The sequence below is a fragment of the Methyloligella halotolerans genome (assembly GCF_001708935.1).
Lineage (GTDB): Bacteria > Pseudomonadota > Alphaproteobacteria > Rhizobiales > Methyloligellaceae > Methyloligella > Methyloligella halotolerans.
Map to the genome: position 1 here is coordinate 657588 of NZ_MASI01000001.1, position 23499 is coordinate 681086.

Here is a 23499-nt window from a genome sequence, read left to right on the forward strand (position 1 = left end):
GCAGGCTGTCTCGGCCAAGGCCTTCATGTGAGCCAAAAACACCGCGCGGGACTCGCGGCCGGGGGGCAGAATCACCATATAGTTGTGACCGGATACGCTGCCCAACGCCGCAGCTAATCCACAGTTGTTGTGGATTGTTAACTGTCTCATACTACATCTAGGGTTCCGCTTGCTACGGCGCCCGAATCGACAGAGCTTGGGCGGCTCGACTGACGCTACATACATCCGGGGGAGAAGAGATGCGGATCGAAAGACATTTTACCGAGGCCGGCCGTTCGCCATACGACGCTATCCAGTTCAGGGATAGCGCGAGCGAGATCCGCAATCCGGACGGCTCCCTGGTGTTCTCCCTGGAGAAGTTTGGCGTACCGGCTCACTGGAGCCAGGTCGCAGCCGATATCCTGGCGCAGAAATACTTCCGCAAGGCCGGTGTCGCGGCGCGTCTGAAGCGCGTGGAGGAGAACGACGTCCCGTCCTGGCTGTGGCGGTCGGTTCCCGACGAGGACGCCCTCGCCTCGCTTCCCGAAGATGAGCGCTACGGCTCGGAGACGGATGCCCGTCAGGTGTTCGACCGTCTGGCCGGCACCTGGACCTATTGGGGCTGGAAGGGCGGCTACTTCTCTTCGGAGGAGGACGCTCAGGCGTTCTTCGACGAGCACCGCTACATGCTCGCCATGCAGATGGGCGCGCCGAACAGCCCGCAGTGGTTCAACACCGGCCTTCACTGGGCCTACGGCATCGACGGTCCCGCCCAGGGTCACTTCTACGTCGACTACCGCACCGGCGAACTGAAGGAATCCGAATCGGCCTACGAGCATCCCCAGCCCCATGCCTGCTTCATCCAGTCCGTCGAGGACGATCTGGTGAACGAGAGCGGCATCATGGATCTGTGGGTGCGCGAGGCGCGGCTGTTCAAATACGGCTCCGGCACCGGCTCCAACTTCTCGGCGCTCCGCGGCGAGAATGAGCCGCTGTCGGGCGGCGGCAAGTCTTCCGGCCTGATGAGCTTCCTGAAGATCGGCGATCGCGCGGCCGGGGCCATCAAGTCCGGCGGCACGACGCGCCGTGCGGCCAAGATGGTGGTGGTCGATATCGACCACCCGGACGTCGAGGACTTCATCAAGTGGAAGGTCACCGAGGAGCAGAAGGTGGCCGCGCTGGTGACCGGCTCGAAAGTTCTTTCGGAGCGGCTCAACGCGATCCTCAAGGCCTGCGTGAACTGCGAGGCCGACGGCGACCAGTGCTTCGATCCGAAGCATAACCCGGCGCTGAAGCGCGAGGTGAAGGCCGCGCGCAAGCTGAAGGTACCGGACAACTATATCCGCCGGGTGATCGAGTTCGCCCGCCAGGGCTACACCTCGATCGAGTTCCAGACCTACGACACGGATTGGGACTCGGAAGCCTATCGCACGGTCTCCGGTCAGAACTCGAACAACTCGGTGCGCGTCACCGACGAATTCCTGAACGCGGTCGAGGCGGACGGCGACTGGAATCTGATCCGGCGCAAGGACGGTGCGGTCGCACGGACCGTCAAGGCGAAGGAGCTGTGGGAAGAGATCGGCGAAGCGGCCTGGTCCTGCGCCGACCCGGGCATCCAGTTCCACTCGACCATCAACGACTGGCACACCTGCCCGGCGGCAGGCGAGATCCGCGCGTCGAACCCGTGCTCGGAATACATGTTCCTGGACGACACGGCCTGCAATCTCGCCTCGTTGAACCTGATGATGTTCCGCAACGCGGACGGCAGCTTCAATATCGAGTCCTACCGCCACGCCATCCGGCTGTGGACGGTGGTGCTCGAGATCGCCGTGACCATGGCGCAGTTCCCGTCCCGCCGGATCGCGCAGCTCTCCTACGAGTACCGCACGCTGGGGCTGGGCTACGCCAATATCGGCGGGCTGCTGATGGCCTCGGGCGTCCCCTACGACTCCCAGGAAGGCCGCGCGCTTTGCGGCGCGCTCACCGCCATCATGACCGGCACGGCCTACGCGACGAGCGCGGAGATGGCGAAGGAGCTCGGCGCTTTCCCCGATTACGACGCAAACCGCGACTCCATGCTGCGGGTGATGCGCAACCATGCCCGCGCGGCACGGGGCGATTACGACGGCTATGAAGGGCTGACGACGCGGCCGGTACCGCTCGATCACACGAGCTGCCCGCAGCCTGCGCTGATGGAGGAAGCAGTACGGGCTTGGGAGGCCGCCGTGGCCCTCGGCGAGGCCTACGGCTATCGCAATGCGCAGGCCACGGTGATCGCGCCCACCGGTACGATCGGCCTGGTGATGGATTGCGACACCACCGGCATCGAGCCCGATTTCGCTCTGGTGAAGTTCAAGAAGCTGGCCGGTGGCGGCTACTTCAAGATCATCAACCGGATGGTGCCGGAAGCTCTCCGCGTCCTCGGCTACGAAGAGACCGCGCGCAAGGAGATCATCGACTACGTGGTCGGCTACGGCACCCTGAAGGGCGCGCCGCACATCAACCACGAGACGCTGGCCGCCAAGGGCTTCACGGAAGAGAAGATCGAGATCGTCGAGAAAGCCGTGGCGACGGCGTTCGACATCAAGTTCGTATTCAACAAGTGGACGCTCGGCGAAGAGTTCTGCACCGAGACCCTCGGTCTGGAGGCGGAACGCCTGAGCGCGCCGGACTTCGACCTGCTCTCCGAGATCGGCTTCACGCGTAAAGAGATCGAAGCGGCGAACGAATATGTCTGCGGGGCGATGACCCTGGAGGGCGCGCCGGGCCTCAAGGACGAGCATCTGCCGGTCTTCGATTGCGCTAGCCCGTGCGGCCGCAAGGGCAAGCGCTACCTGTCTGCGGAGAGCCATATCCGCATGATGGCGGCGGCTCAGCCCTTCATCTCGGGTGCGATCTCTAAGACCATCAACATGCCGAACGACTCCAGCGTGGCGGACTGCAAGGAGGCCTACATGCTCTCCTGGCGGCTGGCCCTGAAGGCCAACGCGCTCTATCGCGACGGCTCGAAGCTGTCCCAGCCGCTGAACGCGCAGCTCCTCGCCGATGACGAGGACGAGCAGGAGGAGGCGATCCAGGAGATGGCCGCCGATCAGCCGGGCGCCCAGCGGGCGAACGCCGTGGCCGAGCGCGTGATCGAGCGCATCGTGGAGCGTGCGCGCGTTCGTGCGGATCGCGAGCGTCTGCCTCACCGCCGGAAGGGCTACACTCAGAAAGCCGTCGTCGGCGGTCATAAGGTCTACTTAAGAACTGGCGAGTACACCGATGGACGTTTGGGTGAGATCTTCATCGACATGCACAAGGAGGGCGCTGCCTTCCGCTCACTCATGAACAACTTTGCGATCGCGGTATCGGTTGGCTTGCAGTATGGCGTGCCGTTGGAAGAGTTCGTCGATGCTTTTACCTTCACGCGCTTTGAGCCGGCGGGCCTCGTTCGCGGAAATGAAGCGATCAAGAATGCCACTTCGATTCTTGATTACTTGTTCAGAGAGCTTGCGGTCTCTTATCTGGGCCGCTACGAGTTGGCACATGTCGATCCTACTGAGATCGGCAGCACGACGCTGGGTTCGAGTGACGAGGACGGCGACGCGCAGACGACTGAAGCTCTCGTCTCACCAGGCTTCACACGCGGACGTCTTAGTGAGTTCCGACGTGGAAGCCGACTCCAAGCAAAAGGGCGACCTGCCCATGCACTCAGGAGCGACACTGAAGAAGAGGCCGACGCCCAGGTCACTGGCGCCGCAACCTCGCCCGCATCCGACACATCATCTTCGACGCCCGATTCCGACTACGTGGCAAGAGCGGTCGAAGCTCTCGCCGAGCAACGTGGCGAGACGGACCTTATCGCCGAAGCGCGCGTTAAGGGCTATGAAGGTGAAGCGTGTTCTGAATGCGGGAACTTCACACTCGTCCGCAATGGCACCTGTCTCAAATGCGATACCTGTGGCGGAACGAGTGGCTGTTCGTAGACTCAGTCAGAGACCTCGATAGGAGGGCCCACTCGATGGCCACAACGAAGACCACGAAGAAGAAGCCGGCGGCCAAAACGCCGGCTTCGAAGACGTCCGCCGGCAGCACGTCTGCCAGCAAGGCCACTTCGACCACCAAAGCCGCCGCCGCTACCAAGCCGGCGACCCGTAGCAGCTCCGCCCGCAAGCCGGCTGCGAAGAAGACCACGACTGCTGCGGCCAAGAAGCCCGCAGCCAAGAAGCCGGCGGCGAAGAAGCCTGCTGCGAAGACTGCCGCAAAGAGCGCTACCACGGCGCGCAAGACGACGGCCGCCAAGAAGCCCGCAGCGAAGAAACCTGCTGCCGCCAAGAAGCCGGCCGCTGCGAAAAAGACTACCACCGCCCGCAAGACCTCAGGCACCGCCGCCGCGAAGAAGCCTGCAGCGAGAAAGCCCGCTGCCCGCAAGACGGCTGCCAAGAGCACGACGACGACCCGCAGAACCACGACGGCGAAGAAGCCCGCTGCCAAGTCGGCCTCGGCGCGCAAGCCGGTGACTGCGAAGACGACGTCCGCGAAGAAGCCGGCTGCAAAGAAGCCTGCAACGCGCACGGCTGCGGCCAAGAAGACGACGCCCCGCAAGACGGGCGCCGCGAAGAAGCCTGCAGCGCGGAAGACGACCACCAAGAAATAGCGGCCCATACACCGCTGACAGAAAATGGCGCGAGGGCCCCGCTCTCGCGCCATTTCTTTATCTTCCGCATTCAGAATTTTTCAGTGATTTTGCTGTAAAGCGCTCCTCATCCCGGTCTGGTTTACGCGACGGAAGTGTGGATGCTCTACAGGCTCGCTTATCTCAGTCACTCTCTTCTTGATAAGTCTGGCACCGCTGCAGGCGATGAACTGCACAACATCATGCTCACGGCCAGGCGCAACAATGCCCTACGGCACGTGACCGGCGCTTTGCTTTGCACCGACCGGTATTTCGCTCAGGTGCTTGAGGGCAAGGAAGCGGACGTGAAGGAGATCTATCAGGTGATCTGCCGCGATCCCCGTCACGAGCGGCGTACGATCCTCACTGCCGGCCCCATCGAGACCAGGCAGTTCGGACGGTGGTCGATGGCCTCCGTCGCGTCCAGCGCGACCGCTCAGGATGCCTTGGCCCAGGTCGCCATCAACCTTCCTCAGGCCCTCAATAGCGAGATCTCGAGAACGCTGCTCTCCGTCATGGCGGACGCGGTCACGTTCAACGGACGCCAGGCCGTGTCGGCCTGAGGCGGGCGCTCACACCTCTTCCTTCTCCGCCTCCTCGTGAGGCATCCCCTCGCGGACGAGCAACGCACGCAATTCCGAGACCGCTTCGTCCATGAGGGCGACATCGGCACTGCGGAGCACGACAAACGTGCCGACACGCGTGTCGCTGAAGAACGGGTAGCTGCCCATGCGTACGCCCGGATAGCGGTCCTGAAGGTCGGAAAGCCCACCAGCCACTTTCCCCTCAGGCGCATCGACCCGGATGCTGCGCGAGGCGAGCGGACGGCCCTTTTCCAGCCGCGGAAGAACGTCCTCCATCATGGCCTGCATGATGCGGGGAATGCCGGCCATGACGATGACGTTGTCGAGCATGAAGCCTGGCGCGCCGGAGACGGAATTGACGATGAGTTCGGCGCCCTGCGGAATGCGCGACATGCGGCGGCGGCCGGGACTGACGGGCTGATCGGGGTAGCGCTCTTCGAAGACGCGGAGCGCACGCGGATCTTCGGCAACGGGGACTCCGAATGCGAGGCCGATGGCGTCGGTGGTCACGTCATCGTGGGTCGGACCGATGCCCCCCGTGGTGAGGACATAGCGATAGCGGCGGCGCAGCGCGTTCACCGCATCCGCGATCTCATCTTCGACATCGGGGACCACGCGCACCTCGCGCAACGCGATGCCGACCTCATCGAGCGCCTTGGCGATATAGCCGGTGTTGGCATCGCGGGTGCGGCCTGAGAGAATTTCCTCGCCGATCACGAGCAACGCTGCCGTGACGATTTCCACACCCTCATCATTGTCTGTCATGACCGGAAAGATGACCTCCGCATCGGCAGCGGCGCGGACGCCCCTACCCGTTGTCCCCAACTCTCGACCTGCTCTCACCGTGCTCTTTGGCGTACTGTCGGCGACCGCATCGGCCGACCCTTGCCGACCCTTGCCGCCACTTGCCGATCCCGCCTAGGGTCGGAGAATGCTGCACGCCTATCCTTCCGACTTGATACCGGGAACGCTGATACGCCGCTATAAGCGGTTCCTGGCCGATATTAAACTCCAGACCGGCGAAACCGTGACCGCCCATTGCTGCAACCCCGGCGCCATGCTCGGGCTGAGCGCGGAAGGTTCGCGGGTATGGGTCTCCAAGTCCAACAATCCGAAACGCAAGCTCCGCTTTTCGTGGGAGCTGATCGAGGTGGATCTGGGCGAAGGTCCGGCCCTGGTCGGCATCAACACCGCGCTCCCCAATACGCTCGTCGCCGCCGCACTTGCGCAAGGCGCGATCCCCGAGCTGGCGCGCTATGGCGAGGTGCGCCGCGAGGTCCGCTACGGCACCAATAGCCGGATCGATTTCCTGCTGCAGGACGAGGGCGGCGCGACGTGCCACGTGGAGGTGAAGAACGTCCATTTGATGCGCGAGCCCGGATTGGCGGAGTTTCCGGATTCGGTGACGGCGCGGGGGGCGAAGCACCTCTCCGAGTTGGCCAAGGTCGCGCAGCATGGCGGCCGCGCGGCGATGCTGTATCTGATCCAGCGCAGCGATGCCCGAAGCTTCGCCCTGGCCGCCGATATCGACCCGGCCTATGCGGATGGGCTCGCCGCGGCGCGGTCCGCCGGCGTCGAGGTGCTGGCCTATGCCTGCCAGCCGAGCCTCCGCGGCTTCGAAACCGTGTTCCCGATCGCCACGGGATTGGAGGAGCGAAACGCGGCATCGGCGCCCGTGCCCGTTGCGCGAGCAGCACTTTCATCTTAAGTCAGAATGGGCCTCCTTGAACGGGAGGATCCCCCTTCACGAACGGCAAGGCGCTTAAGGAGCGCTCTTCGGAACGGCATGACAAATCTAGAATTTGCAGCGGCGCGTGACGCCAGCATCGAGCTACACGGATCGGAGGCCTTTGAGGGCATGCGGCGCGCAGGCCGGCTCGTGGCCGAGTGCCTCGACCTCCTCGTGCCCGAGGTGCAGCCCGGGGTCACCACCGAGGCGCTCGACGAGATGGTCTACGCCTTCGCCGAAGCGAATAACGCGATCCCGGCGACGCTGAACTATCGCGGCTATACGAAGTCGAGCTGCATCTCGCTCAATCATGTCGTTTGCCACGGCATCCCCGGAGCGCGCGCGCTGAAGGATGGCGACGTTCTCAATATCGACGTCACGATGATCCTGGACGGCTGGCACGGGGACTCGAGCCGGATGTATGCCGCCGGGCCCGTGAGCCGCGCCGCCCAGCGGCTGATCGAGGTGACTCACGAATCTCTGATGCGCGGCGTGGCGGCGGTGAAGCCCGGCGCGACCACCGGCGATATCGGCCATGCCATCCAGTCCTATGCGGAGAGCCAGCGCTGCAGCGTCGTGCGCGATTTCTGCGGCCATGGGCTGGGCCGGGTGTTCCACGACCGTCCGAATATCCTGCACTACGGACAGCCCGGCGAAGGCCTCGCGCTGCAGCCCGGCATGCTGTTCACCATCGAGCCGATGATCAATCTCGGCAAGCCGCATGTGAAGATCCTCTCCGACGGCTGGACGGCGGTGACGCGGGATCGCTCGCTCTCGGCGCAGTTCGAGCACACGGTGGGGGTTACGGAGGACGGCTGCGAGATCTTCACCCTGTCTCCGAAGGATCTGTTCCAGCCGCCGGTCCACACCAGCTGATAGGCGCCAGATGGGCTTCGATGATGCCGGCAAGCCTCATTACCTCGGTCACCGTCAGCGGCTGAGGCAGCGTTTCCGCGAAGCCGGCCCGGACGCCCTCCCCGATTACGAGCTCCTGGAGATGATCCTGTTCCGCGCGAAGGCGCGCCAGGACACCAAGCCGCTGGCCAAGGCGCTGATGGCACGGTTCGGCAGCTTCGCCGAAGTGATTAATGCGCCGGAGGAACTGCTGGCGGAAATTCCGGGGCTGGGCGACGCGGCCATCACCGAGATCAAGCTGGTCCGCGCCGCAGCGCTTCGGGTGATGCGGGCGGAAGTGCTGAACCGGCCCGTGCTGAACTCGTGGTCACAGCTGCTCGATTATTGCCGGGCCGCCATGGGCTTCGAGGCGAAGGAGCAGTTCCGCATCCTGTTTCTCGATAAGCGCAATCAGGTGATTGCCGACGAGGTGCAGCAGACCGGCACCGTGGACCACACACCGGTCTATGTGCGCGAAGTGGTGAAGCGGGCGCTCGAACTCTCCGCCACGGCGATGGTGCTGGTGCACAATCACCCTTCGGGAGATCCCACGCCGTCCCGCGCCGATATCGAGATGACCAAGCAGATCGATCAGGCGGCGAAGAATCTCGGTATCCTAGTGCACGACCACATCATCGTGGGGCGCCAGGGACACGCGAGCTTCAAGGGACTAGGGCTGATCTAGCTGCTTGGCCCTAACGGCCGAGCTGCTCGCGGCGGCGATCCACTTCCTCTTGCGAAACGGCGCCGGCCTGGATGAGACCCTTGACGCAGCGGTTCGAGAGGTTATCGCCATGCCTGCGCATGCAGTTCTGCAGGCCCCGGGTTTCCAATCCCCATTCGCTACAGAAGCGGCGATAGTCGTCGGCGCATTCGCGCTTGCCCGTCGCGTGGGCCACGCTTGCGGTGAGCGCGAGGACAGAACAAGCAACCAGCAGAATTTCGCGCAGCTGTGTCATGAACACTTCCCGTTGTTTGATCTTTCGGATGATTGACAGTCCACCAAACAGGTCTTCTCGCTGAGCCGGGCGTCGACCTCGGCGCTCGGGAACCCATCGCAAAATGCGGGCATCCACAGCAAGGCGATGGTTTGGTGTTGGGTTGGATCTTTTGCGCAAGACCGACGAAGGCTCCCTCCAGAGCCAAACCGACAGCGACGCGGTTCCTAATTTCCGCGGCAACTTTCTGCCTCCGCCGGTTCACCGTCAAGCCGAATTGAAAGCCGGGCGCCGGCAGGGCCTGCAAGCGTTCGTCCAGTGGGCTGCGCAGCGCTCGTAGGGTGGGGTTTCGGACTTCGGAGGGGTGGGCGGCGGTCCGGAGCTTCGTCCTCTGTGACGCTCTGCTGGAGGCGCCACGACGCATGCTTGCGGCCGCCCCCCCTCCCCACGTTCCGACGCCGCTAGAAGTAGCCGCCGCCGGCCTCGATGACCTCACCGGTCAGCCACCCTGCGTCCGCGGAGGCAAAGAAGGCGACGACCGATGCGATGTCCTTCGGCTGGCCCATCCGGCCCAGCAAAGTGTGCGAGACGATCTCCTTTTCGAAGTCACTGCCGATTACGCCGGCGGTATGAGTGCCTTCGGTCTCGACACCGCCCGGGTTGACGGAGTTCACCCGGATGTTCTTCGGCGCAAGCTCCTTGGCCAGGCCGATGGTGATGGTGTCGACGGCCCCCTTGGTGGCCGAGTAGACGATCGCGCCGGGCGGCACCCACTCGCTCGCGATGGAGCCGATATTCACGATGCTGCCGCCTTCCGAATTGAAATGCTTCACGGCTTCCTGGGTCACCAGGAGCAGCCCCAGCACGTTGACATCGAAGATCTTGCGGTAGTGCTCCTCCGTGACCTCCTCCAGGGCCGCGAAGCTGTAGATACCGGCGTTGTTGACCAGAATGTCGACCGGACCGAAAGCATCGACGGCAGTGCCGAACAGGCGCTCCACATCCGCCTTGCTTGCGACATTCGCCTGGACCGCGATCGCCTTGCCGCCTGCGCTCGTGATGGTCTCCACCACGCGATCGGCGCCGGCCTTATCGGACGCATAGTTCACCACGACCGCGGCACCGCTTGCCGCCAGCTCCGCCGCAATACCAGCCCCGATGCCTTTCGAGGCACCCGTCACGACGGCTACCTTGTTCTTCAAATCGCTCATGCCCGTCTCCTACGTTTCGATATTTAGATGAACATCGAAACGTAAATGGGTGGGCGTCGGACGGATACAAGTCCCTTCGTTTGCGGAAAATCTGATGGGCGGCTACGGGGTCGCGACTGCGGTCCGCTAGATCTCGGCCAGGCGCGCCAGATAGGCCTCCAGAACGTCACGCTGGAGGGTCAGGGTCGCGAAGCGCCCTTCCCGGCCGATCTGGATAAGGCCAGCGACCTCGAGCTCCTTCATGTGATGCGAGAGCGTGGCCGGGCTGATCTGCTGGCACTGGTTGAGATTGCTGCACAGGAGCGGCCCCTCATGGGCGCCGATCTCCCGGAGGATCTGGACGCGCCGGGGCTCGGAAAGAGCACGCGCGATGCGTTCGAAGTCGCGCTCCGAGAGCCGTTTGGATGTATCGGATGCCGTCATGTCTCAAGCCATATATGCCCCCGGCCGCCGCAGCCAGCAAGGGATGGCGGACGAAACGGATCAGCGGCAATCGTAGCCCGGACGGAACACGTCTTCCATCCGTTCGACGGCAGGATCGTACCGGCCGCGATCACTCTTGGGGTAGGCGATGGCGAATATGCTGACGAGGCGGTTGCCGCAGGAGAACATCACCTTCTCGTAATAGATCAGGTCGCCCTTGTAGCCGCTGACGACAAACCAGCTTTTGCCCTTGGGTTCATAGGTCAGGTTCTGTTCGCCGCCGGCATTTTCGATCATCCATCGCTTGAGGCTTTCCGGCGTCGCGTCGACTTCTTTGTCCCAGGCGCCATACATGAGCTTGGCCCGGCCATCATCTGAGACGAAATAGTTGAACGCAGGGCGCCCGTCCCCCTCGATGGGGTCGAAAATCGCGCCCGGCACCGTGTAGCGATAGCCGGTGACGCTGTCCCGGTCGCTGGACCAGCCGTATTGCGCCGCAGAGGCGCTGGCGGGCACCAGGGCCGCGCAGGCCACAGCGAGGATGCCAAGGATCGTGTTGCGTGGTCTCATTGCGCCTGCATCTCCGTTTGGGAAGCGGGCTCGCCTTCCGCCCCTCCCCGTTTCGCGGTTGCAAGAGCTAACGAAGCGCGTGGGCAGGCTGTTCCCCCAGAGATCGAGGGAACGGCGTCTGTGGCGTCAGCAGGCGGCGGTGCAGCCTTTCGCGCGGACCTCGTCGACAGCTGCGGAGAGATCGCCGTAGAGATCGTCACTTTCCAGCACTTGATGGTCACCGACGAGCATGAAGGGGACGCCTGGAACGTCGATGGCGTCGGCCACGAGGAACGTCTTGGCCAGGGTCGCGCTGACCTCGTCGCCATTGGCGTCGGATTTGAGGCGATCCATATCGAGCCCGAGATCCTCGGCGATGCGCAAGGCCCTGTTTTGGGTAATGCGCCCCCGCGCCTCGAACAGCGCCTTATGCAGAGGCCAATATTTTCCCTGGGCGTCAGCGGCGAGCGCGATCCTCGCCGCAATCTCTGAATCGCGGCCCAGGATCGGAAGCTGCTTCACGATCAGGCGCACACCGTCCTTCTCTTTAACGAGACGATTGATGGCGGGCTCGGCCTTGCGGCAGTCGGGACAATTGAAGTCGGTGAACAGGACCACGGGGACGTCGCCGCCGTCATCGCTCACGACGGGGTCGTCGCCGCGATAGATCTCGTCGGCATGCTCGGAGATCGCCTCTCCGAGTCGTCTGTCGCCGCTGGTGGCCGCAAATGCGACGATGCCCGCACATCCGAGCAGCACAGTCAGCAGCAGAATGGCGGGCAGCTTTCGCACGGGGGCAGTCCCCTATGAAGTATCGAGGCTGTTTAAGCCGGCGGCGGGCCGAAGATGAGCACCGCGTTGAGACCGCCGAAGGCGAACGAGTTCGACATGGCGTAGTTGACCTCGCGGTCCTTGCCGTGGATCGGCGTGTAATCGAGATCACACTCGGGATCCGGATCGGTCAGACCGGCCGTCGGCGGGACGTAGTTCTCGCCGATCGCCTTGACGGCCGCCACGGCCTCGATACCGCCACCGGCACCCAGGCAGTGGCCGTGCATCGACTTGGTGGACGAGATCGACACGTTGTTGGCGGCGTTGCCGAAGACCCGCTTGATGGCACGGGTCTCGTTCAGGTCGTTGACCGCGGTCGCCGTGCCGTGAGCGTTGATGTAATCGATATCGCTCGGCGAAAGGTCGCTGTCGGCGAGAGCCATCTCAATGGCGGCCGAAGCGCCGTCGATGGACGGGTTGACCATGTCCGCCGCGTCGGCGGTCATGCCGTAGCCCTTGAGCTCGGCCAGGATCGGCGCGCCGCGCTCCTTGGCGTGCTCGTACTCCTCGAGCATCAGGATGCCTGCGCCTTCGGCCAGCACCGTGCCGTTGCGGTTCTTCGAAAACGGAAACAGCCCGTCGGGGCTGAGCACGCGCATGGCCTGCCAGGCACGCGTCGCTCCCCAATTCAGGGAAGCCTCCGCCGCACCGCCAATGCCCAGATCGACGAGGCCTTCGCGGATCATCCGGTAGACGTTGCCGATCGAGTGGCTCGCGGTCGAGCATGCGCTCACCAGGCCGTAGGTCGGGCCCTTGATGCCGTATTCGATGGACACGTGTGCCGACGCCGAGCTGCCGATAGCCTTCAAGAGCGTCAGCGGATGGGTGGCCCGCTTATTCTCCTGGAACAGCATCTTGTAGGAGAACTCGAGGGTCGTGAGCCCGCCCACGCCCGAGCCGATCACACAAGCGGAGCGATAGGCTTCCTTGTCTGAGATCGGCGTTTCGAGCTTGGACATCTCCACCGCCTCGGCGGCGGCGCATCCCGCGTACTGGGAGTACTTGTCGGCCAGCATCAACGGCCGGCTCTTCAGATGCACCTTGGGATCGAAGTCAGGAACCTCGCCGGCAATGGTGATGTAGAGATCCTGCGTGTCGAAACTTTCGACCTCGCGAATCCCGACCTTGCCGGCCTTGAGACCAGACCAGAATTTCTCGACCCCCGTGCCCAAAGGGGTGACCACGCCGTGACCAGTGACCACAACGCGTCTGCGACCGTTCGTTTTTGTCATGTAGTGCTAAGCCGTTGCTCCAGCCCCGTTCCATGCCCGAGTGCGACCCCGGGCGGCACGCGCTGGCTAAGCCGCTGCGCCCGAAGACTTCGTCTCGGCAATAATGCTGTTCACGCGATCGACGACAGATCCGACCGTCGCGAATGCCTCGACCTCTTCGTTCGCATTATACGGGATTTCAATACCGAAGGTATCTTCAATATCGAACACGATCACCGCCAGATCGAGGGACTCGATCTCGAGCTCGCTGAGAGGAGTCTCAAGCGTCACCGTCTTCGAGGGATCCTTCATGTTCTTGCGCAAAATCTCGATGATTTTGTCAGCCACATCGTCCATAATTACTCTCCCTGCCCCGTGAACCGGGGTCCGATCGAATGGGTCCCTGAGCTAAATCATAGCTAATGCAAGGGCAAGTCGGCGATTGGAATAGACTTAAAATCTCTTCCAGTCTACCGGCTCAAGTGCAATCGCTCCCTAGCTGCGGGTTCTCATCCCCAACAAAATTGGCGTTTTTACGCCTCGACACGCCACGGTTTCAGCATAATTCCGAACCGCTTAGGCCAATGGCCCCCGTCCGATACCCTGGTCTAAATATATTAAAACTCTAGACCGGCTCCAACAAGAGCCACCGCAATCATCATCGCGTGTTGCAATGGCCACTGCGGAAAAGCATCCTAAGCGAAAAGTCTTAAAGAAAGAGCCAAGACGCTTATGGGGAGAAACGCCAGGAACGGCACTCCGAGCCGACCGCCCATAACGCAAGGGGCGAAGAATGACAAGGGACGTCCTGACGCACCGTGCGCCGCGACACGTCCCTGGCTGAGGTCGTATCCCGCCGGAATCGATTGGGAAATGGCGCTAGAGCCGGCTCTCCTGACCGACATGTTCGACGCCGCGGCGAAAGGCTACGGCGATCAGGCTTGCACATATTTCATGGGCAGGACCCTCACCTATGGGGAAATCGCGGAGCAGGTGGCACGCGCCGCGAAGGGGCTGCAGGGCATGGGTGTCCGCAACGGAACGCGAGTCGGGCTGCTCCTCCCCAACACGCCGAGCTTCATCGTCTATTATTTCGCCGTGCTGAAGGCCGGCGGCACGGTGGTCAATTTCAATCCGCTCTATAGCGTCGAGGAAATCGCCTTCCAGATCCGCGACAGCGGGACCGAGATCATGGTCACCCTTGATCTCAGCCTCACCTTCCAGAAGGTTGAAGCAGTTCTCGAAAGCGGCGTTCTCGACCGGGCGATCGTGGCGAGTTTCGCCAGCCTGCTGCCCAAACTGAAATCCGCCGTGCTGCGCTTCAGCCCCGGCTCCCGGCTCGCGAAGGTGGCCACCTCGCCCCAGCGGGAGAAGGTCGTGCTCGAGCAGACACTGCTCGACAATGACGGCCGCTACGACGCCCCTGCCCTTTCGCCGTCGGACATCGCGGTGCTGCAATATACCGGCGGCACGACGGGCACGCCGAAAGGCGCGGTGCTGACCCACGGCAATCTTACGGTCAATATCAAGCAGGTGAAGGCCTGGTGGGTCGCCTCCTCGCGCGACTCGAACAGAATTCTGGGGGTGCTGCCCTTCTTCCACGTCTTCGCCATGACGACGGTGATGAATTTCGGCGTGCATGAGGGGATGGAGATCATCCTGGTGCCGCGATTCGAGCTGATCGGCACCCTGAAGCTCATCGACAAGCTGAAGCCGAGCATGATGCCGGGGGTGCCGACCTTGTTCGGCGCGATGGTGCGCTACCCGGGCATCAAGAAATTCAATCTGACATCGTTGCAATTCTGCATCTCCGGCGGGGCCGCCCTGCCGCTGGAGACGAAGAAGGGATTCGAATCGATCGCCGGCTGCCATCTCGTAGAAGGCTACGGGCTGAGCGAGACCGCGCCGGTCGCCACGTGCAATCCCATGGACCGCGCGCCGCGGGAGGGCTCCATCGGCCTGCCGCTGCCGGGCACCGAGGTGTCGATCCGCTCGCTGGACGATCCCGCGACCGAGATGCCGCTCGGCGAGAGGGGCGAGATCTGCATCGCGGGACCTCAAGTGATGAGCGGTTACTGGAACAGGGAGGCGGAGACGGCGCAGGCCTTCACCGGCCGCTTCTTCCGGACAGGCGACGTCGGCTACATGGACGACGAGGGATACATCTTCATCGTCGACCGGATGAAGGACATGATCAACTGCTCCGGCTTCAACGTCTATCCGCGCAGGATCGAGGACGCGCTCTACGAGCATCCCGCCGTGGAGGAGGTCACGGTGATCGGCATTCCCGACACCTATCGTGGGGAAGCGCCAAAGGCCTTCGTGAAGCTCAAGGAGGGCATGGAGGCCGACAAGACGGCACTGATCGCCCATCTGCGCGAGAAGCTCTCGAAGATCGAAATCCCCGCAGAGATCGAATTCCGCGATGCTCTGCCGAAGACGATGATCGGCAAGCTTTCCAAGAAAGAGCTGGTGGAAGAGGAGCGGAAGCGCGCCCGCCGCGACGCCTAAGATGCGCCGCGGCGGAGGCTGCGTTCAGTCAGACGGTCGAGCCGTCTAGCGGTAGGCCTGGTAGGCCGCGCCCTGGGTCGATGCCTCCTGGCCGCCAAGCCAGGGAAGCTCACGGCGCAGCTTGCGCAGACGGCGCCGGTCACGCCAGGACAGGTGATCCTGGTTGGCCAAGGCATCCGCCTCCGCATAGGCGTCGATTTCCGGAGGCCGCTGGTTCGGCATCGGCACGGTCTCTTCCGATTCGATGGCCGCCATGCCCGTCGCGTCGGCCGTAGCCGCCTGGGACATGGTCGGGCCCGAAGCCGAAGCCGTTTGCTGACCCGTCTCGTTATAGGCAGTCGCCGTCTGACGGGTTGCGATGGATCCGGTCGGTTCGGCCGAAGCCGCCTTCACCTCGATAGGCCGAGGGTTCGGGCTCATGAGATACATCCTGGACGGGCTGGCCGTGCCAAGCTCAGGAGCCGCTTCCGGGCTCGCGGTGGTCAGGACGAAGCCATAGCCGGCCGTCGCATCGCGATGGGCAGGCGGCATGGCGGGATCGAGCTCCCGAGCCTTGACCTGAGCGGTCTCGGTGGACCGAGAAGACGTCAGTCCGGACGGCATGCCGCCGAGACTGGCCTGCATGGGCCGCGGCGCCTCGGCCTTGGCTTCAGGCTCTTCGGCCGCGGCGACGACCTGCTCCGGCTGAGCCGGCTCTTCGGTCTCTTCCTTGACCTCGATCTGCTTGGGCTCTTCCGGCTCCGCATTGAACTCGGTCCGTGTCCAGGTCTTCTGCCCGCACAGGAACATAGCCATGCAGCCCTTCAGGATGATCTGATTCGAGCTGGCGAGGGTGAGCGTGGCCTTGTAGGTGCCGCCATCCTCGGGATTGTAGATCTGGCCTTTCCAGGTATTGGCGCTCGCGGGCACCAGACCCTGGAAGATCGGGAGGCCGATAATCGTGCGATTGCGCAAAGACGGATTCTCGTTCCGCGCATCGTGCAACGGCTGCCCCTTGTCGTTAAGGGGATCGCGCAACCATACGATCTTGCTGCAAAGCTGGTTGCGCCCGCATTGACTGATCTGGAGCTTGGCGGCGCCGTCTTCCTTGAGCCAGTAACCGACGGGCGAGGCCGCATACGCCTCCCCTGCCAGCCCAAGCCAGCCGAGCGCGAAAAGTCCCAGGGTGGTCGCTACATATCGATGCTGCATAAGCACCTCCTCGAAATGGGCGCGGCAAGCGTGCATATGTGCCAGCCCCACAACACAGTACCCCCTGTATTCCTAATGCCCGGTTTCCGGGTCTTTCTAAATGGTAAACGTTTTTCGTGCCCTGCGGTAGCCATCATGAAGGCGACCCCGCCGTGGAGTCTACCCCCTCGCTTTCTGCAGGGGCCGAGACAGGCTCGAGACCTTCCGTTCCGGACATCTCCGGTTCCGCCTCTCTTCCGGGCTGCGATGCTTGAAGCGAACGATCGGCAGGAACCCCCTCGACGATCGCCGCAACCCCCATTCCGCCTGCGGTGCAGACGGAGATCAATCCTCGCTGGCCGCCGCCTTCGTTCAGGAGCTTGGCCAAGACCGGTAAAATACGCCCTCCAGTTGCGGCGAAAGGATGACCAAAGGCGATACTGGAGCCCTTTACGTTGAGTTTTGCGCGATCGATGGCGCCCAGGGGCGCGGCGCGGCCGAGGCGCTCGCGGCAATAGTCTTCCGACTCCCAGGCGGCCAAGGTGGCAAGAACCTGTGCGGCGAAGGCCTCGTGGATCTCGTAATAGTCGAAATCCTGCAGGGCGAGACCATTGCTTTCCAGCAATTCGCTCACGGCGACCGTCGGCGCCATCAAAAGTCCTTCGCCAGCAACGAAATCTATCGCCGTGGTGCGGGCGGTGGACAGGTAGGCGAGGACCGGCAGGTCGTGTTCGGCGGCCCATTCCTCCGAGGCGAGGAGGACGGTCGAGGCGCCGTCTGTCAGCGGCGTGGCATTCGCTGCCGTGATGGTGCCATGGGCCTTGTCGAAGACGGGCTTCAGCTCGGCGATCTTCTCCAGCGAGATATCATCGCGGATATTGTTGTCCCGGAACACACCGGCGCATGGCACGACGAGATCGTCCATGAAGCCTTCGTCGTACGCCGCGGCCGCCTTCTTATGGCTTTCGTAGGCCAGGAGATCCTGAGCCTCGCGCGTGATGCCCCAGCGCTTGGCCATCAGCTCGGCATGCTCGCCCATGGTCAGGCCGGTGCGCGGCTCGGCTGTGTTGGGGGGCTGCGGGGTGAGCTCGGCGGGGCTGAACCCTTTGAAGACGCCGAGCTTGGCGCCGAAGGATCTGGCCCTGGAGAGGCCGATCAGGCGTTGGGCAAATTTCCGGTGGAAAACGATGGGCGCATCGCTGGTCGTGTCCGAGCCGATGGCGATTCCCGATTCGATCTGACCTGTCGCGATCTTGCCGGCGAGGCTCATCGCGGCCTGAAGACTGGTCCCGCAGGCCTGCATCATGGTGACGGCGGGGGTCGTGGGCGAGAGCGCGCTGCCGATCACGGCTTCGCGGGCGAGGTTCCAGTCCTTGGCGTGGGTGACGACGGCGCCGCCGACGACCTCGCCGACATGGAGACCGTGGAGCGCGAAACGGTCCACCAGCCCGTTCAGCGCGGCGCCCAGCATGTCGAGATTGGTGAGCTCCGCATAGGCCGTATGAGAGCGGCAGAACGGGATGCGGCTGCCGCCGACGACGGCGACTTTGCGCAAGCCCTGCTGCGTGTTGGTCTGGTCCATGATCGCCCCCTACGCCGCGACGGCGCTCTTCTGCGCGTTCTGTGTTTCGCGATAATGCAGCGGCCCGCCGCGGAACGGGGCGAAGCCGGTGCCGAAGATCACCCCTGCATCAACGAGATCGCCGTTCTCCACCACGTGCTCGTCGCGGGCGCGCTCCGCCTCGTCGAGCAACGGCTTCATCAGCTCTGCCGCGAGACGGTCCAGCTCCTCAGGCTCGTATTCGGCTTCTTCACGCTGGGGCTTGCCGTCCTTCCAGACATAGAACCCCTCGCCGGTCTTCTTGCCGAGCTTGCCCTCCTTCACCAGCCGCGAGAGCGTGTTGTCGCTCTCCGGCGCCAGCCCAAGAGTCTTGCCGACATGGTCGCAGATATCGAGGCCGACCATATCCATCAGCTCCAGCGGACCCATGGGCATGCCGAACTTCTCGGCGGCCTGATCGATCTTCTCGCGGGGCTGGCCGCTTTCGAACTGAGCGACGGATTCCATCATGTACGGCGCCAGCACCCGGTTCACGAGGAAGCCCGGAACGCTGCGCACGATGAGCGGCATCTTGTTGATGGCGGTGACGAAGAGGCAGGCCTTGCGAACTTCCTCCTCCCGGCTCTGCTCGCCGCGCACGACTTCGACCAGAGGGAGCTGGGGCACGGGATTGAAGAAGTGGAGACCGACGAGCCGGCCCGGATCGGTTAGCCCTTCGGCGATATCCTCAAGCTTCAGGGACGAGGTGTTGGTGGCGAGCACGGCGCCGGACTTCAACTTGCCTTCGATGCTCTTGAAGAGCCCCTGCTTCACATCGAGCTTCTCGACGATGGCCTCGATGACCACGTCGGCCCGCGGCAGATGGATGCCTTGGGGGTCGGCGATCAGGCGGGCCTTGGCGGCGTCCTGATCGCGCTTGCCGCGAAGGCGCTTCTTGAACAGCTTCTGCCCGCGGGCGATGCCCTTCTCAAGCTGCTCCTCGCTCAGATCCTGCAAGGATGCCTGCATGCCGGAGACGACGCACCAAGCGGCGATGTCGGCGCCCATGGTACCGGCGCCGATGACGTGGACGCGAAGGGGGCGGAACGCGTTCATCCCCTTCTCCTGCTTGGGCGCTTCGGCCTTGAGCATCTCGGAGAGCTTGAAGACGCGGCGGAGGTTGCGGGAGGTGTCGCTCACCATGAGGGGGGCGAAGGCGATGGTCTCCTCGCGCTTCATGTCCTTCAGGTCGCCACCATGCTCTTCGAACAGATCAATGAGCCGGAACGGCGCGGGATAATGATCCTCGCGGACCTTCGCCTTGGTCTGCTTGCGCATCTGACCGGCGAGATAGCTCCGCACGGGTCCGAGCTGCATGAGCCGCTGCCACCAGGAGGCGCCCTTCGAATGGCGCTTCTTCAACACCGCCTTGCGGGCGGCCCAGCGCAGACCGTGCCGGGTCGGGACGAGCTGATCGACCAGGCCGATGGCCCGCGCCGCAGACGGGCGGTAGAACTTTGCCGTCAGCATGGCCGTCATGGCATTCAGCGGGCCGGCCTGACGGATCGAGCGGATGGTGCCGTTCAGTCCGGGGAAGATGCCGAGCTTCACCTCGGGAAAACCGATGCGCGTGCCCTCCTCCCGGTCGGCAATGCGCCAATCACAGGCCAGCACGAGCTCGAGCCCGCCGCCGAGGCAATAGCCATGGATGGCCGCGACCACCGGAACCCGGAGCTTCTCGATACGGTCGAGCAGCTCCAAGGGCGGGGCGAGCACCTCTTTCACCTTCTCCTCGGTGTCGAAGGATTCGAACTCGCGAATGTCGGCGCCGGCGATGAAGTTGTCCTTCCCGCTCATGAGCACGAGGCCCTGGACAGCGCCCTGGCCCGAGAGCTCCTCGACCTTGGCGACGATGGCGTCGAGTTCTTCCAAAGGCCTGCGGCCAAGGGAATTCACGCTCTCGTCTACCCGGTCGAAGACGGCCCAGGCGATGTCCTCGACATCGATGGAGAAGCGCCAGTCCTTGAGGTCCGGCAGCGGAGTCTTGTCGTGGATCATGCTCATTCGGCAGCGTATTGGTGGGTCGAATTCTGGGAATCGGGATGGCGAGCCGCCGGCGAAAGGGCGTCCGCCTCGAAGTGGTCGACGGCGATGGCGCGCGCCACGAGGTCCTCGGTCTCACGCAGGCGCCCGGCTTCGTCGGGCGTCACGATGCCCTTGGATTCCGCATCGCCTATCCAGTCGGTCTCGTAGTTCCGCATGATCTCGCCCTTACGGATCGCGGATTCCAGGCGGCGCTCGGCGGCCTCATTGGCGACCACAGACAGGAACGCCTTCTCCAGAAGCCCCGTCGGATAGACCGGATCGTCGGTCTGGAACACGTTCGCCGTGATGCGGTCGCGCAAACGGCCGGGCTGCAGGACGGCGCGTACGATCTCCTTTGCATCGGCATCACTCGGGGCTCTGCGGCGAAATCCGAATGGGAAGACCAGCTGGCGCAGGATGGGGCCGGCTATCGGCACGGGGAAGTCGGAAAGAGCCGCGTCAAGGGCGGCGTCGAACCGCTGGAGCGAGGCGGTGGCCGCGTATTCGAATAGCGGCAGATCTTCCGGCTGGTAGCCGTCCTCCTCGTAGCGCTTGATGAGGCAGGACAGCATGTAGAGCTCGGTCAGGGCATCGGCGAGCCGGCCGGAGGTGCGCTGGTGCTTCTTCAGCCCGCCGCCGAGCAACGCCGCCGCCATGTCGGCAACGAGCGCGAAGGAGCGCGTGCCGCGGGCGAGCTGGCGGTACCAGCGCTTGGTCAGGCCCGCATCTTCCGGCGAATCGGCAAAGACGCCGAAGGTCACGTTGTGGAAGGCCGCGCCGAAGACGTTGCTCAGCATGAAAGAGATATGCCGGTTGAACGCCGTCTCGAAGCGGCGGAAGCCCGCCTTGCGATCGTCGTCCTGCACCGCCTCGATCTCGGTCAGGAGATAGGGGTGGGCGCGGATCGAGCCCTGGGCGAAGACGATCAGGGTGCGGGTCAGGATGTTGGCGCCCTCAACCGTGATGCCGATAGGCATCATCTGATAGGCGCTCTGCAGATAGTTGGTCGGACCGTCGCAAATGCCCCTGCCCCCGTGGATGTCCATTGCGGCTTCCAGCGCTTTGCGCATGCGCTCGGTGGAGGCGTATTTCAAAAGCGCGGAGATCACTGCGGGCTTCTGGCCCTGGGAGACCATCGCGGCGGTCACGCCGCGGGCGGCCTCGAGGGTATAAGCGGTCTCGGTGAGCTCGGCGAGCGGCGCTTCGATGCCTTCCATATAGCCGATGGGCAGGCCGAACTGGCGCCGCACGCGCGCATAGGCGGTCGTGTGGCGAAGCATGGACTTGGCGGCTGCGGCGCTCACGGCGGGCAGCGAGATGGAGCGCCCGGCAGCGAGGCAGCTCATGAGCATGGGCCAGCCGCGGCCGGCGCCCTCCGCCCCGCCGATCACCCAGTCGATAGGAATGAAGACGTCCTTGCCGCTTGTGGGTCCGTTCGGGAAGGCGCAACCGGTCGGCGCATGACGGCGGCCGATCTCCACGCCCGGATGTCTTGTCGGAATGAGCCCCAAGGTGATGCCGACATCGGTGCCCTTGCCCAGCAGGTTCTCGGGATCCTCGAGGCGGAAGGCGAGACCGAGCAGCGTCGCCTTCGGAGCGAGCGTGATGTAGCGCTTGTTCCAGGTGACCCGGATGCCGAGGGTCTCGCGGCCCTCATGCTCGCCCATGGTCACCACGCCCACATCGCGCATGGCGGCGGCGTCGGAGCCGGAGAACGGGCCGGTGAGCGCGAAGCACGGCAGCTCCTCACCCCTAGCGAGGCGCGGCAGGTAATGGGATTTCTGCTCGTCGGTGCCGAACTTCTCGACCAGCTCGCCGGGGCCGAGCGAGTTCGGAACCATAACAATGACGCCTGCGTCGGCGCTGCGGGACGAGATCTTGCCGATGACCAGGGACTGAGCCTGGGGCGAGAACCCGAGACCGCCATGCTCCTTCGAGATGAGCATGCCGAAGAAGCCCTGCTCGGCGATGAAGCGCCAGATGTCCTCCGGCAGGTCGCAAAGCTCGCGGCGGATTTGCCAGTCGTCGATGCGGCGGCAAAGCTCTTCCGTGGGGCCGTCGAGAAAGGCGCGCTCTTCCGCCGTCAGCGTCACGCCGGGCAGATCGCGCAGGCGGTCCCAGTCGGGTGTGCCGGAGAACAGCTCCGCGTCCCAGCCGGTGGTACCGGCTTCGAGAGCCTCGCGTTCGGTCTCGGAGATTTTCGGGAGCGCGCGGCGGAGTGCCTTATAGGCCGGTTCGGCAATCAGCGACCGGCGCACAGGATCGAATGTGAGGGCGAAAAGGAGACCAGCAAAGGCCCAGCCGGCCCAGGCCCACCATGGAAAGACGGGCGGGTGCAGCGTCCCCTCGCCCAGGCCCAGCTGGAGAGCCAGGGTGTAGCCCGCGACGGCGGCCGCCCAGGCGATCAGCGGCGCGCGGTACATCGCGAGCGCGAACAGTCCGGCGAGGCCGATAAAGAACATGAGTAAGCCGGGCAGCATCAGATCCTCTCAAGAAGACGTGTCAAATTCCGCACCACCCAGCCCGGAAGAGAGCATACACAGTGACACGGCTTGACGACAAATCTCCTGTTTTCTTGCTAACCCGGGCTTTCGAAGATGGTTCAGACGCCGGGACTCGGGGGCTGCGAAGCGCGCTGACCGAGCTTTATGGTTAAGCTTTGCTTGAAAACCTCTAACCGGCGATTAACGCGCGTGCCGTTTTGGCGCCGATGGGCGCCTCGATCTATCCGCACGGCCAAGCTTCGCCGTTCCTTGAACGCCCGCCGGGAATTGACTAGCGTTTCAACGCCTCTGGGAAACGAATAAGGCCAAAGCGGGAGAGATATGGAAGAACCGGAACGCCCTCAGCTCAGCCCCTATCAGGTCGAGCTTGAGGAGGGTAAGCGCTATGCGTGGTGCCGCTGCGGACGGAGCGAAAAGCAGCCCTTCTGCGACGGCAAGCATGCCGGCACGGGAATCGAGCCCCTGCTGTTCACCGCCGAGCGCACCGAGACGGCGCTGCTCTGCGGCTGCAAGGACACGGGCGACCCGCCCTACTGCGACGGCTCGCATCTGATGCTCTTCTGAAGCCAGCTCTTGGATGGCGAGGATTTCCGGTTTTTCACGGGCAAGCGGGGGATTTTTCTCTCCTCTTGCCATCGGGCGCGTAATCCGTTCTGCTAAATACCCAACTGGACAACAAATTT

20 protein-coding genes are annotated in these 23499 nt (G+C 63.8%); 8 read left to right on the forward strand and 12 right to left on the reverse strand.

The window, feature by feature from the left end:
• Window positions 1-239: 239 nt before the first annotated feature.
• The 3 genes from A7A08_RS03240 (at window position 240) to A7A08_RS03250 (ending at window position 5199) form a co-directional block, all read left to right on the forward strand.
• Complete coding sequence (locus A7A08_RS03240) at window positions 240-3947, forward strand: vitamin B12-dependent ribonucleotide reductase (RefSeq protein WP_069094056.1); 3708 nt, start codon at window positions 240-242, stop codon at window positions 3945-3947.
• Window positions 3948-3982: 35 nt separating this feature from the next.
• Window positions 3983-4618: a histone H1-like repetitive region-containing protein gene (locus A7A08_RS15840; RefSeq protein ID WP_069094057.1), complete on the forward strand. Its 636-nt coding sequence runs from the start codon at window positions 3983-3985 to the stop codon at window positions 4616-4618.
• Between the two features lie 140 nt (window positions 4619-4758).
• Window positions 4759-5199, forward strand: coding sequence for a BLUF domain-containing protein (locus A7A08_RS03250; RefSeq protein WP_069094058.1), 441 nt, complete (start codon window positions 4759-4761; stop codon window positions 5197-5199).
• Window positions 5200-5208: 9 nt separating this feature from the next.
• Here the strand turns inward: A7A08_RS03250 and A7A08_RS03255 are convergent, their stop codons facing one another.
• On the reverse strand, window positions 5209-5985 hold the full coding sequence (locus tag A7A08_RS03255) for a competence/damage-inducible protein A (RefSeq protein ID WP_069094059.1): 777 nt from the start codon (window positions 5983-5985) through the stop codon (window positions 5209-5211).
• A gap of 166 nt (window positions 5986-6151) precedes the next feature.
• Here A7A08_RS03255 and sfsA point away from each other — a divergent pair, with 166 nt between their 5' ends.
• From sfsA to radC, 3 genes are all read left to right on the forward strand, one after another.
• Entirely contained in the window at window positions 6152-6928 is a 777-nt protein-coding gene (gene sfsA / locus A7A08_RS03260) for a DNA/RNA nuclease SfsA (RefSeq protein ID WP_069094060.1), read from the forward strand.
• Between the two features lie 78 nt (window positions 6929-7006).
• Window positions 7007-7825, forward strand: a complete 819-nt coding sequence (gene map, locus A7A08_RS03265) for a type I methionyl aminopeptidase (protein WP_069094061.1) — start codon at window positions 7007-7009, stop codon at window positions 7823-7825.
• 10 nt (window positions 7826-7835) lie between these two features.
• Window positions 7836-8528, forward strand: coding sequence for a RadC family protein (gene radC, locus A7A08_RS03270; protein ID WP_069094062.1), 693 nt, complete (start codon window positions 7836-7838; stop codon window positions 8526-8528).
• A gap of 10 nt (window positions 8529-8538) precedes the next feature.
• Here the strand turns inward: radC and A7A08_RS03275 are convergent, their stop codons facing one another.
• From A7A08_RS03275 to A7A08_RS03305, 7 genes are all read right to left on the reverse strand, one after another.
• The gene (locus A7A08_RS03275) at window positions 8539-8802 is read right to left on the reverse strand and encodes a hypothetical protein (RefSeq protein WP_069094063.1); all 264 of its coding nucleotides are present in this window, start codon (window positions 8800-8802) and stop codon (window positions 8539-8541) included.
• A 440-nt stretch (window positions 8803-9242) separates the two neighbouring features.
• Complete coding sequence (locus A7A08_RS03280; protein ID WP_069094064.1) at window positions 9243-9992, reverse strand: SDR family NAD(P)-dependent oxidoreductase; 750 nt, start codon at window positions 9990-9992, stop codon at window positions 9243-9245.
• Window positions 9993-10118: 126 nt separating this feature from the next.
• A complete protein-coding gene (locus tag A7A08_RS03285; protein WP_069094065.1) occupies window positions 10119-10415 on the reverse strand; it encodes an ArsR/SmtB family transcription factor in 297 nt (98 codons plus the stop codon).
• A 60-nt stretch (window positions 10416-10475) separates the two neighbouring features.
• Window positions 10476-10985 (reverse strand): hypothetical protein, encoded by a 510-nt coding sequence (locus A7A08_RS03290; RefSeq protein ID WP_069094066.1) that lies wholly within the window; start codon window positions 10983-10985, stop codon window positions 10476-10478.
• A 126-nt stretch (window positions 10986-11111) separates the two neighbouring features.
• Window positions 11112-11756 (reverse strand): DsbA family protein, encoded by a 645-nt coding sequence (locus tag A7A08_RS03295; protein WP_069094067.1) that lies wholly within the window; start codon window positions 11754-11756, stop codon window positions 11112-11114.
• A gap of 32 nt (window positions 11757-11788) precedes the next feature.
• Window positions 11789-13027, reverse strand: coding sequence for a beta-ketoacyl-[acyl-carrier-protein] synthase family protein (locus A7A08_RS03300; RefSeq protein WP_069094068.1), 1239 nt, complete (start codon window positions 13025-13027; stop codon window positions 11789-11791).
• A 66-nt stretch (window positions 13028-13093) separates the two neighbouring features.
• A complete protein-coding gene (locus A7A08_RS03305; RefSeq protein ID WP_069094069.1) occupies window positions 13094-13363 on the reverse strand; it encodes an acyl carrier protein in 270 nt (89 codons plus the stop codon).
• A 516-nt stretch (window positions 13364-13879) separates the two neighbouring features.
• Here A7A08_RS03305 and A7A08_RS03310 point away from each other — a divergent pair.
• On the forward strand, window positions 13880-15517 hold the full coding sequence (locus A7A08_RS03310) for a long-chain-fatty-acid--CoA ligase (RefSeq protein WP_245290788.1): 1638 nt from the start codon (window positions 13880-13882) through the stop codon (window positions 15515-15517).
• A 45-nt stretch (window positions 15518-15562) separates the two neighbouring features.
• Here A7A08_RS03310 and A7A08_RS03315 read toward each other — a convergent pair whose 3' ends face one another.
• From A7A08_RS03315 to A7A08_RS03330, 4 genes are all read right to left on the reverse strand, one after another.
• Complete coding sequence (locus tag A7A08_RS03315; protein ID WP_169822907.1) at window positions 15563-16708, reverse strand: DUF2147 domain-containing protein; 1146 nt, start codon at window positions 16706-16708, stop codon at window positions 15563-15565.
• Between the two features lie 133 nt (window positions 16709-16841).
• A complete protein-coding gene (locus tag A7A08_RS03320; RefSeq protein WP_069094071.1) occupies window positions 16842-18269 on the reverse strand; it encodes an acetyl-CoA C-acetyltransferase in 1428 nt (475 codons plus the stop codon).
• 9 nt (window positions 18270-18278) lie between these two features.
• The gene (locus A7A08_RS03325) at window positions 18279-20291 is read right to left on the reverse strand and encodes a 3-hydroxyacyl-CoA dehydrogenase NAD-binding domain-containing protein (protein WP_069094072.1); all 2013 of its coding nucleotides are present in this window, start codon (window positions 20289-20291) and stop codon (window positions 18279-18281) included.
• Complete coding sequence (locus A7A08_RS03330) at window positions 20288-22792, reverse strand: acyl-CoA dehydrogenase (RefSeq protein ID WP_083226404.1); 2505 nt, start codon at window positions 22790-22792, stop codon at window positions 20288-20290. The genes A7A08_RS03325 and A7A08_RS03330 overlap by 4 nt, the downstream gene beginning before the upstream one ends.
• Before the next feature lie 345 nt (window positions 22793-23137).
• Here A7A08_RS03330 and A7A08_RS03335 point away from each other — a divergent pair, with 345 nt between their 5' ends.
• Window positions 23138-23380: a CDGSH iron-sulfur domain-containing protein gene (locus tag A7A08_RS03335; protein ID WP_069094073.1), complete on the forward strand. Its 243-nt coding sequence runs from the start codon at window positions 23138-23140 to the stop codon at window positions 23378-23380.
• The last annotated feature ends 119 nt before the right edge of the window (window positions 23381-23499 follow it).

Bases quoted from the DNA above. Each gene is read 5' to 3' on its own strand.
- A7A08_RS03240 (WP_069094056.1), top strand. From the start codon at position 240: ATGCGGATCGAAAGACATTTTACCGAGGCCGGCCGTTCGCCATACGAC.
- A7A08_RS15840 (WP_069094057.1), top strand. From the start codon at position 3,983: ATGGCCACAACGAAGACCACGAAGAAGAAGCCGGCGGCCAAAACGCCG.
- A7A08_RS03250 (WP_069094058.1), top strand. From the start codon at position 4,759: ATGCTCTACAGGCTCGCTTATCTCAGTCACTCTCTTCTTGATAAGTCT.
- A7A08_RS03255 (WP_069094059.1), bottom strand. From the start codon at position 5,985: ATGACAGACAATGATGAGGGTGTGGAAATCGTCACGGCAGCGTTGCTC.
- sfsA (WP_069094060.1), top strand. From the start codon at position 6,152: ATGCTGCACGCCTATCCTTCCGACTTGATACCGGGAACGCTGATACGC.
- map (WP_069094061.1), top strand. From the start codon at position 7,007: ATGACAAATCTAGAATTTGCAGCGGCGCGTGACGCCAGCATCGAGCTA.
- radC (WP_069094062.1), top strand. From the start codon at position 7,836: ATGGGCTTCGATGATGCCGGCAAGCCTCATTACCTCGGTCACCGTCAG.
- A7A08_RS03275 (WP_069094063.1), bottom strand. From the start codon at position 8,802: ATGACACAGCTGCGCGAAATTCTGCTGGTTGCTTGTTCTGTCCTCGCG.
- A7A08_RS03280 (WP_069094064.1), bottom strand. From the start codon at position 9,992: ATGAGCGATTTGAAGAACAAGGTAGCCGTCGTGACGGGTGCCTCGAAA.
- A7A08_RS03285 (WP_069094065.1), bottom strand. From the start codon at position 10,415: ATGACGGCATCCGATACATCCAAACGGCTCTCGGAGCGCGACTTCGAA.
- A7A08_RS03290 (WP_069094066.1), bottom strand. From the start codon at position 10,985: ATGAGACCACGCAACACGATCCTTGGCATCCTCGCTGTGGCCTGCGCG.
- A7A08_RS03300 (WP_069094068.1), bottom strand. From the start codon at position 13,027: ATGACAAAAACGAACGGTCGCAGACGCGTTGTGGTCACTGGTCACGGC.
- A7A08_RS03305 (WP_069094069.1), bottom strand. From the start codon at position 13,363: ATGGACGATGTGGCTGACAAAATCATCGAGATTTTGCGCAAGAACATG.
- A7A08_RS03310 (WP_245290788.1), top strand. From the start codon at position 13,880: ATGGCGCTAGAGCCGGCTCTCCTGACCGACATGTTCGACGCCGCGGCG.
- A7A08_RS03315 (WP_169822907.1), bottom strand. From the start codon at position 16,708: ATGCAGCATCGATATGTAGCGACCACCCTGGGACTTTTCGCGCTCGGC.
- A7A08_RS03320 (WP_069094071.1), bottom strand. From the start codon at position 18,269: ATGGACCAGACCAACACGCAGCAGGGCTTGCGCAAAGTCGCCGTCGTC.
- A7A08_RS03325 (WP_069094072.1), bottom strand. From the start codon at position 20,291: ATGAGCATGATCCACGACAAGACTCCGCTGCCGGACCTCAAGGACTGG.
- A7A08_RS03330 (WP_083226404.1), bottom strand. From the start codon at position 22,792: ATGCTGCCCGGCTTACTCATGTTCTTTATCGGCCTCGCCGGACTGTTC.
- A7A08_RS03335 (WP_069094073.1), top strand. From the start codon at position 23,138: ATGGAAGAACCGGAACGCCCTCAGCTCAGCCCCTATCAGGTCGAGCTT.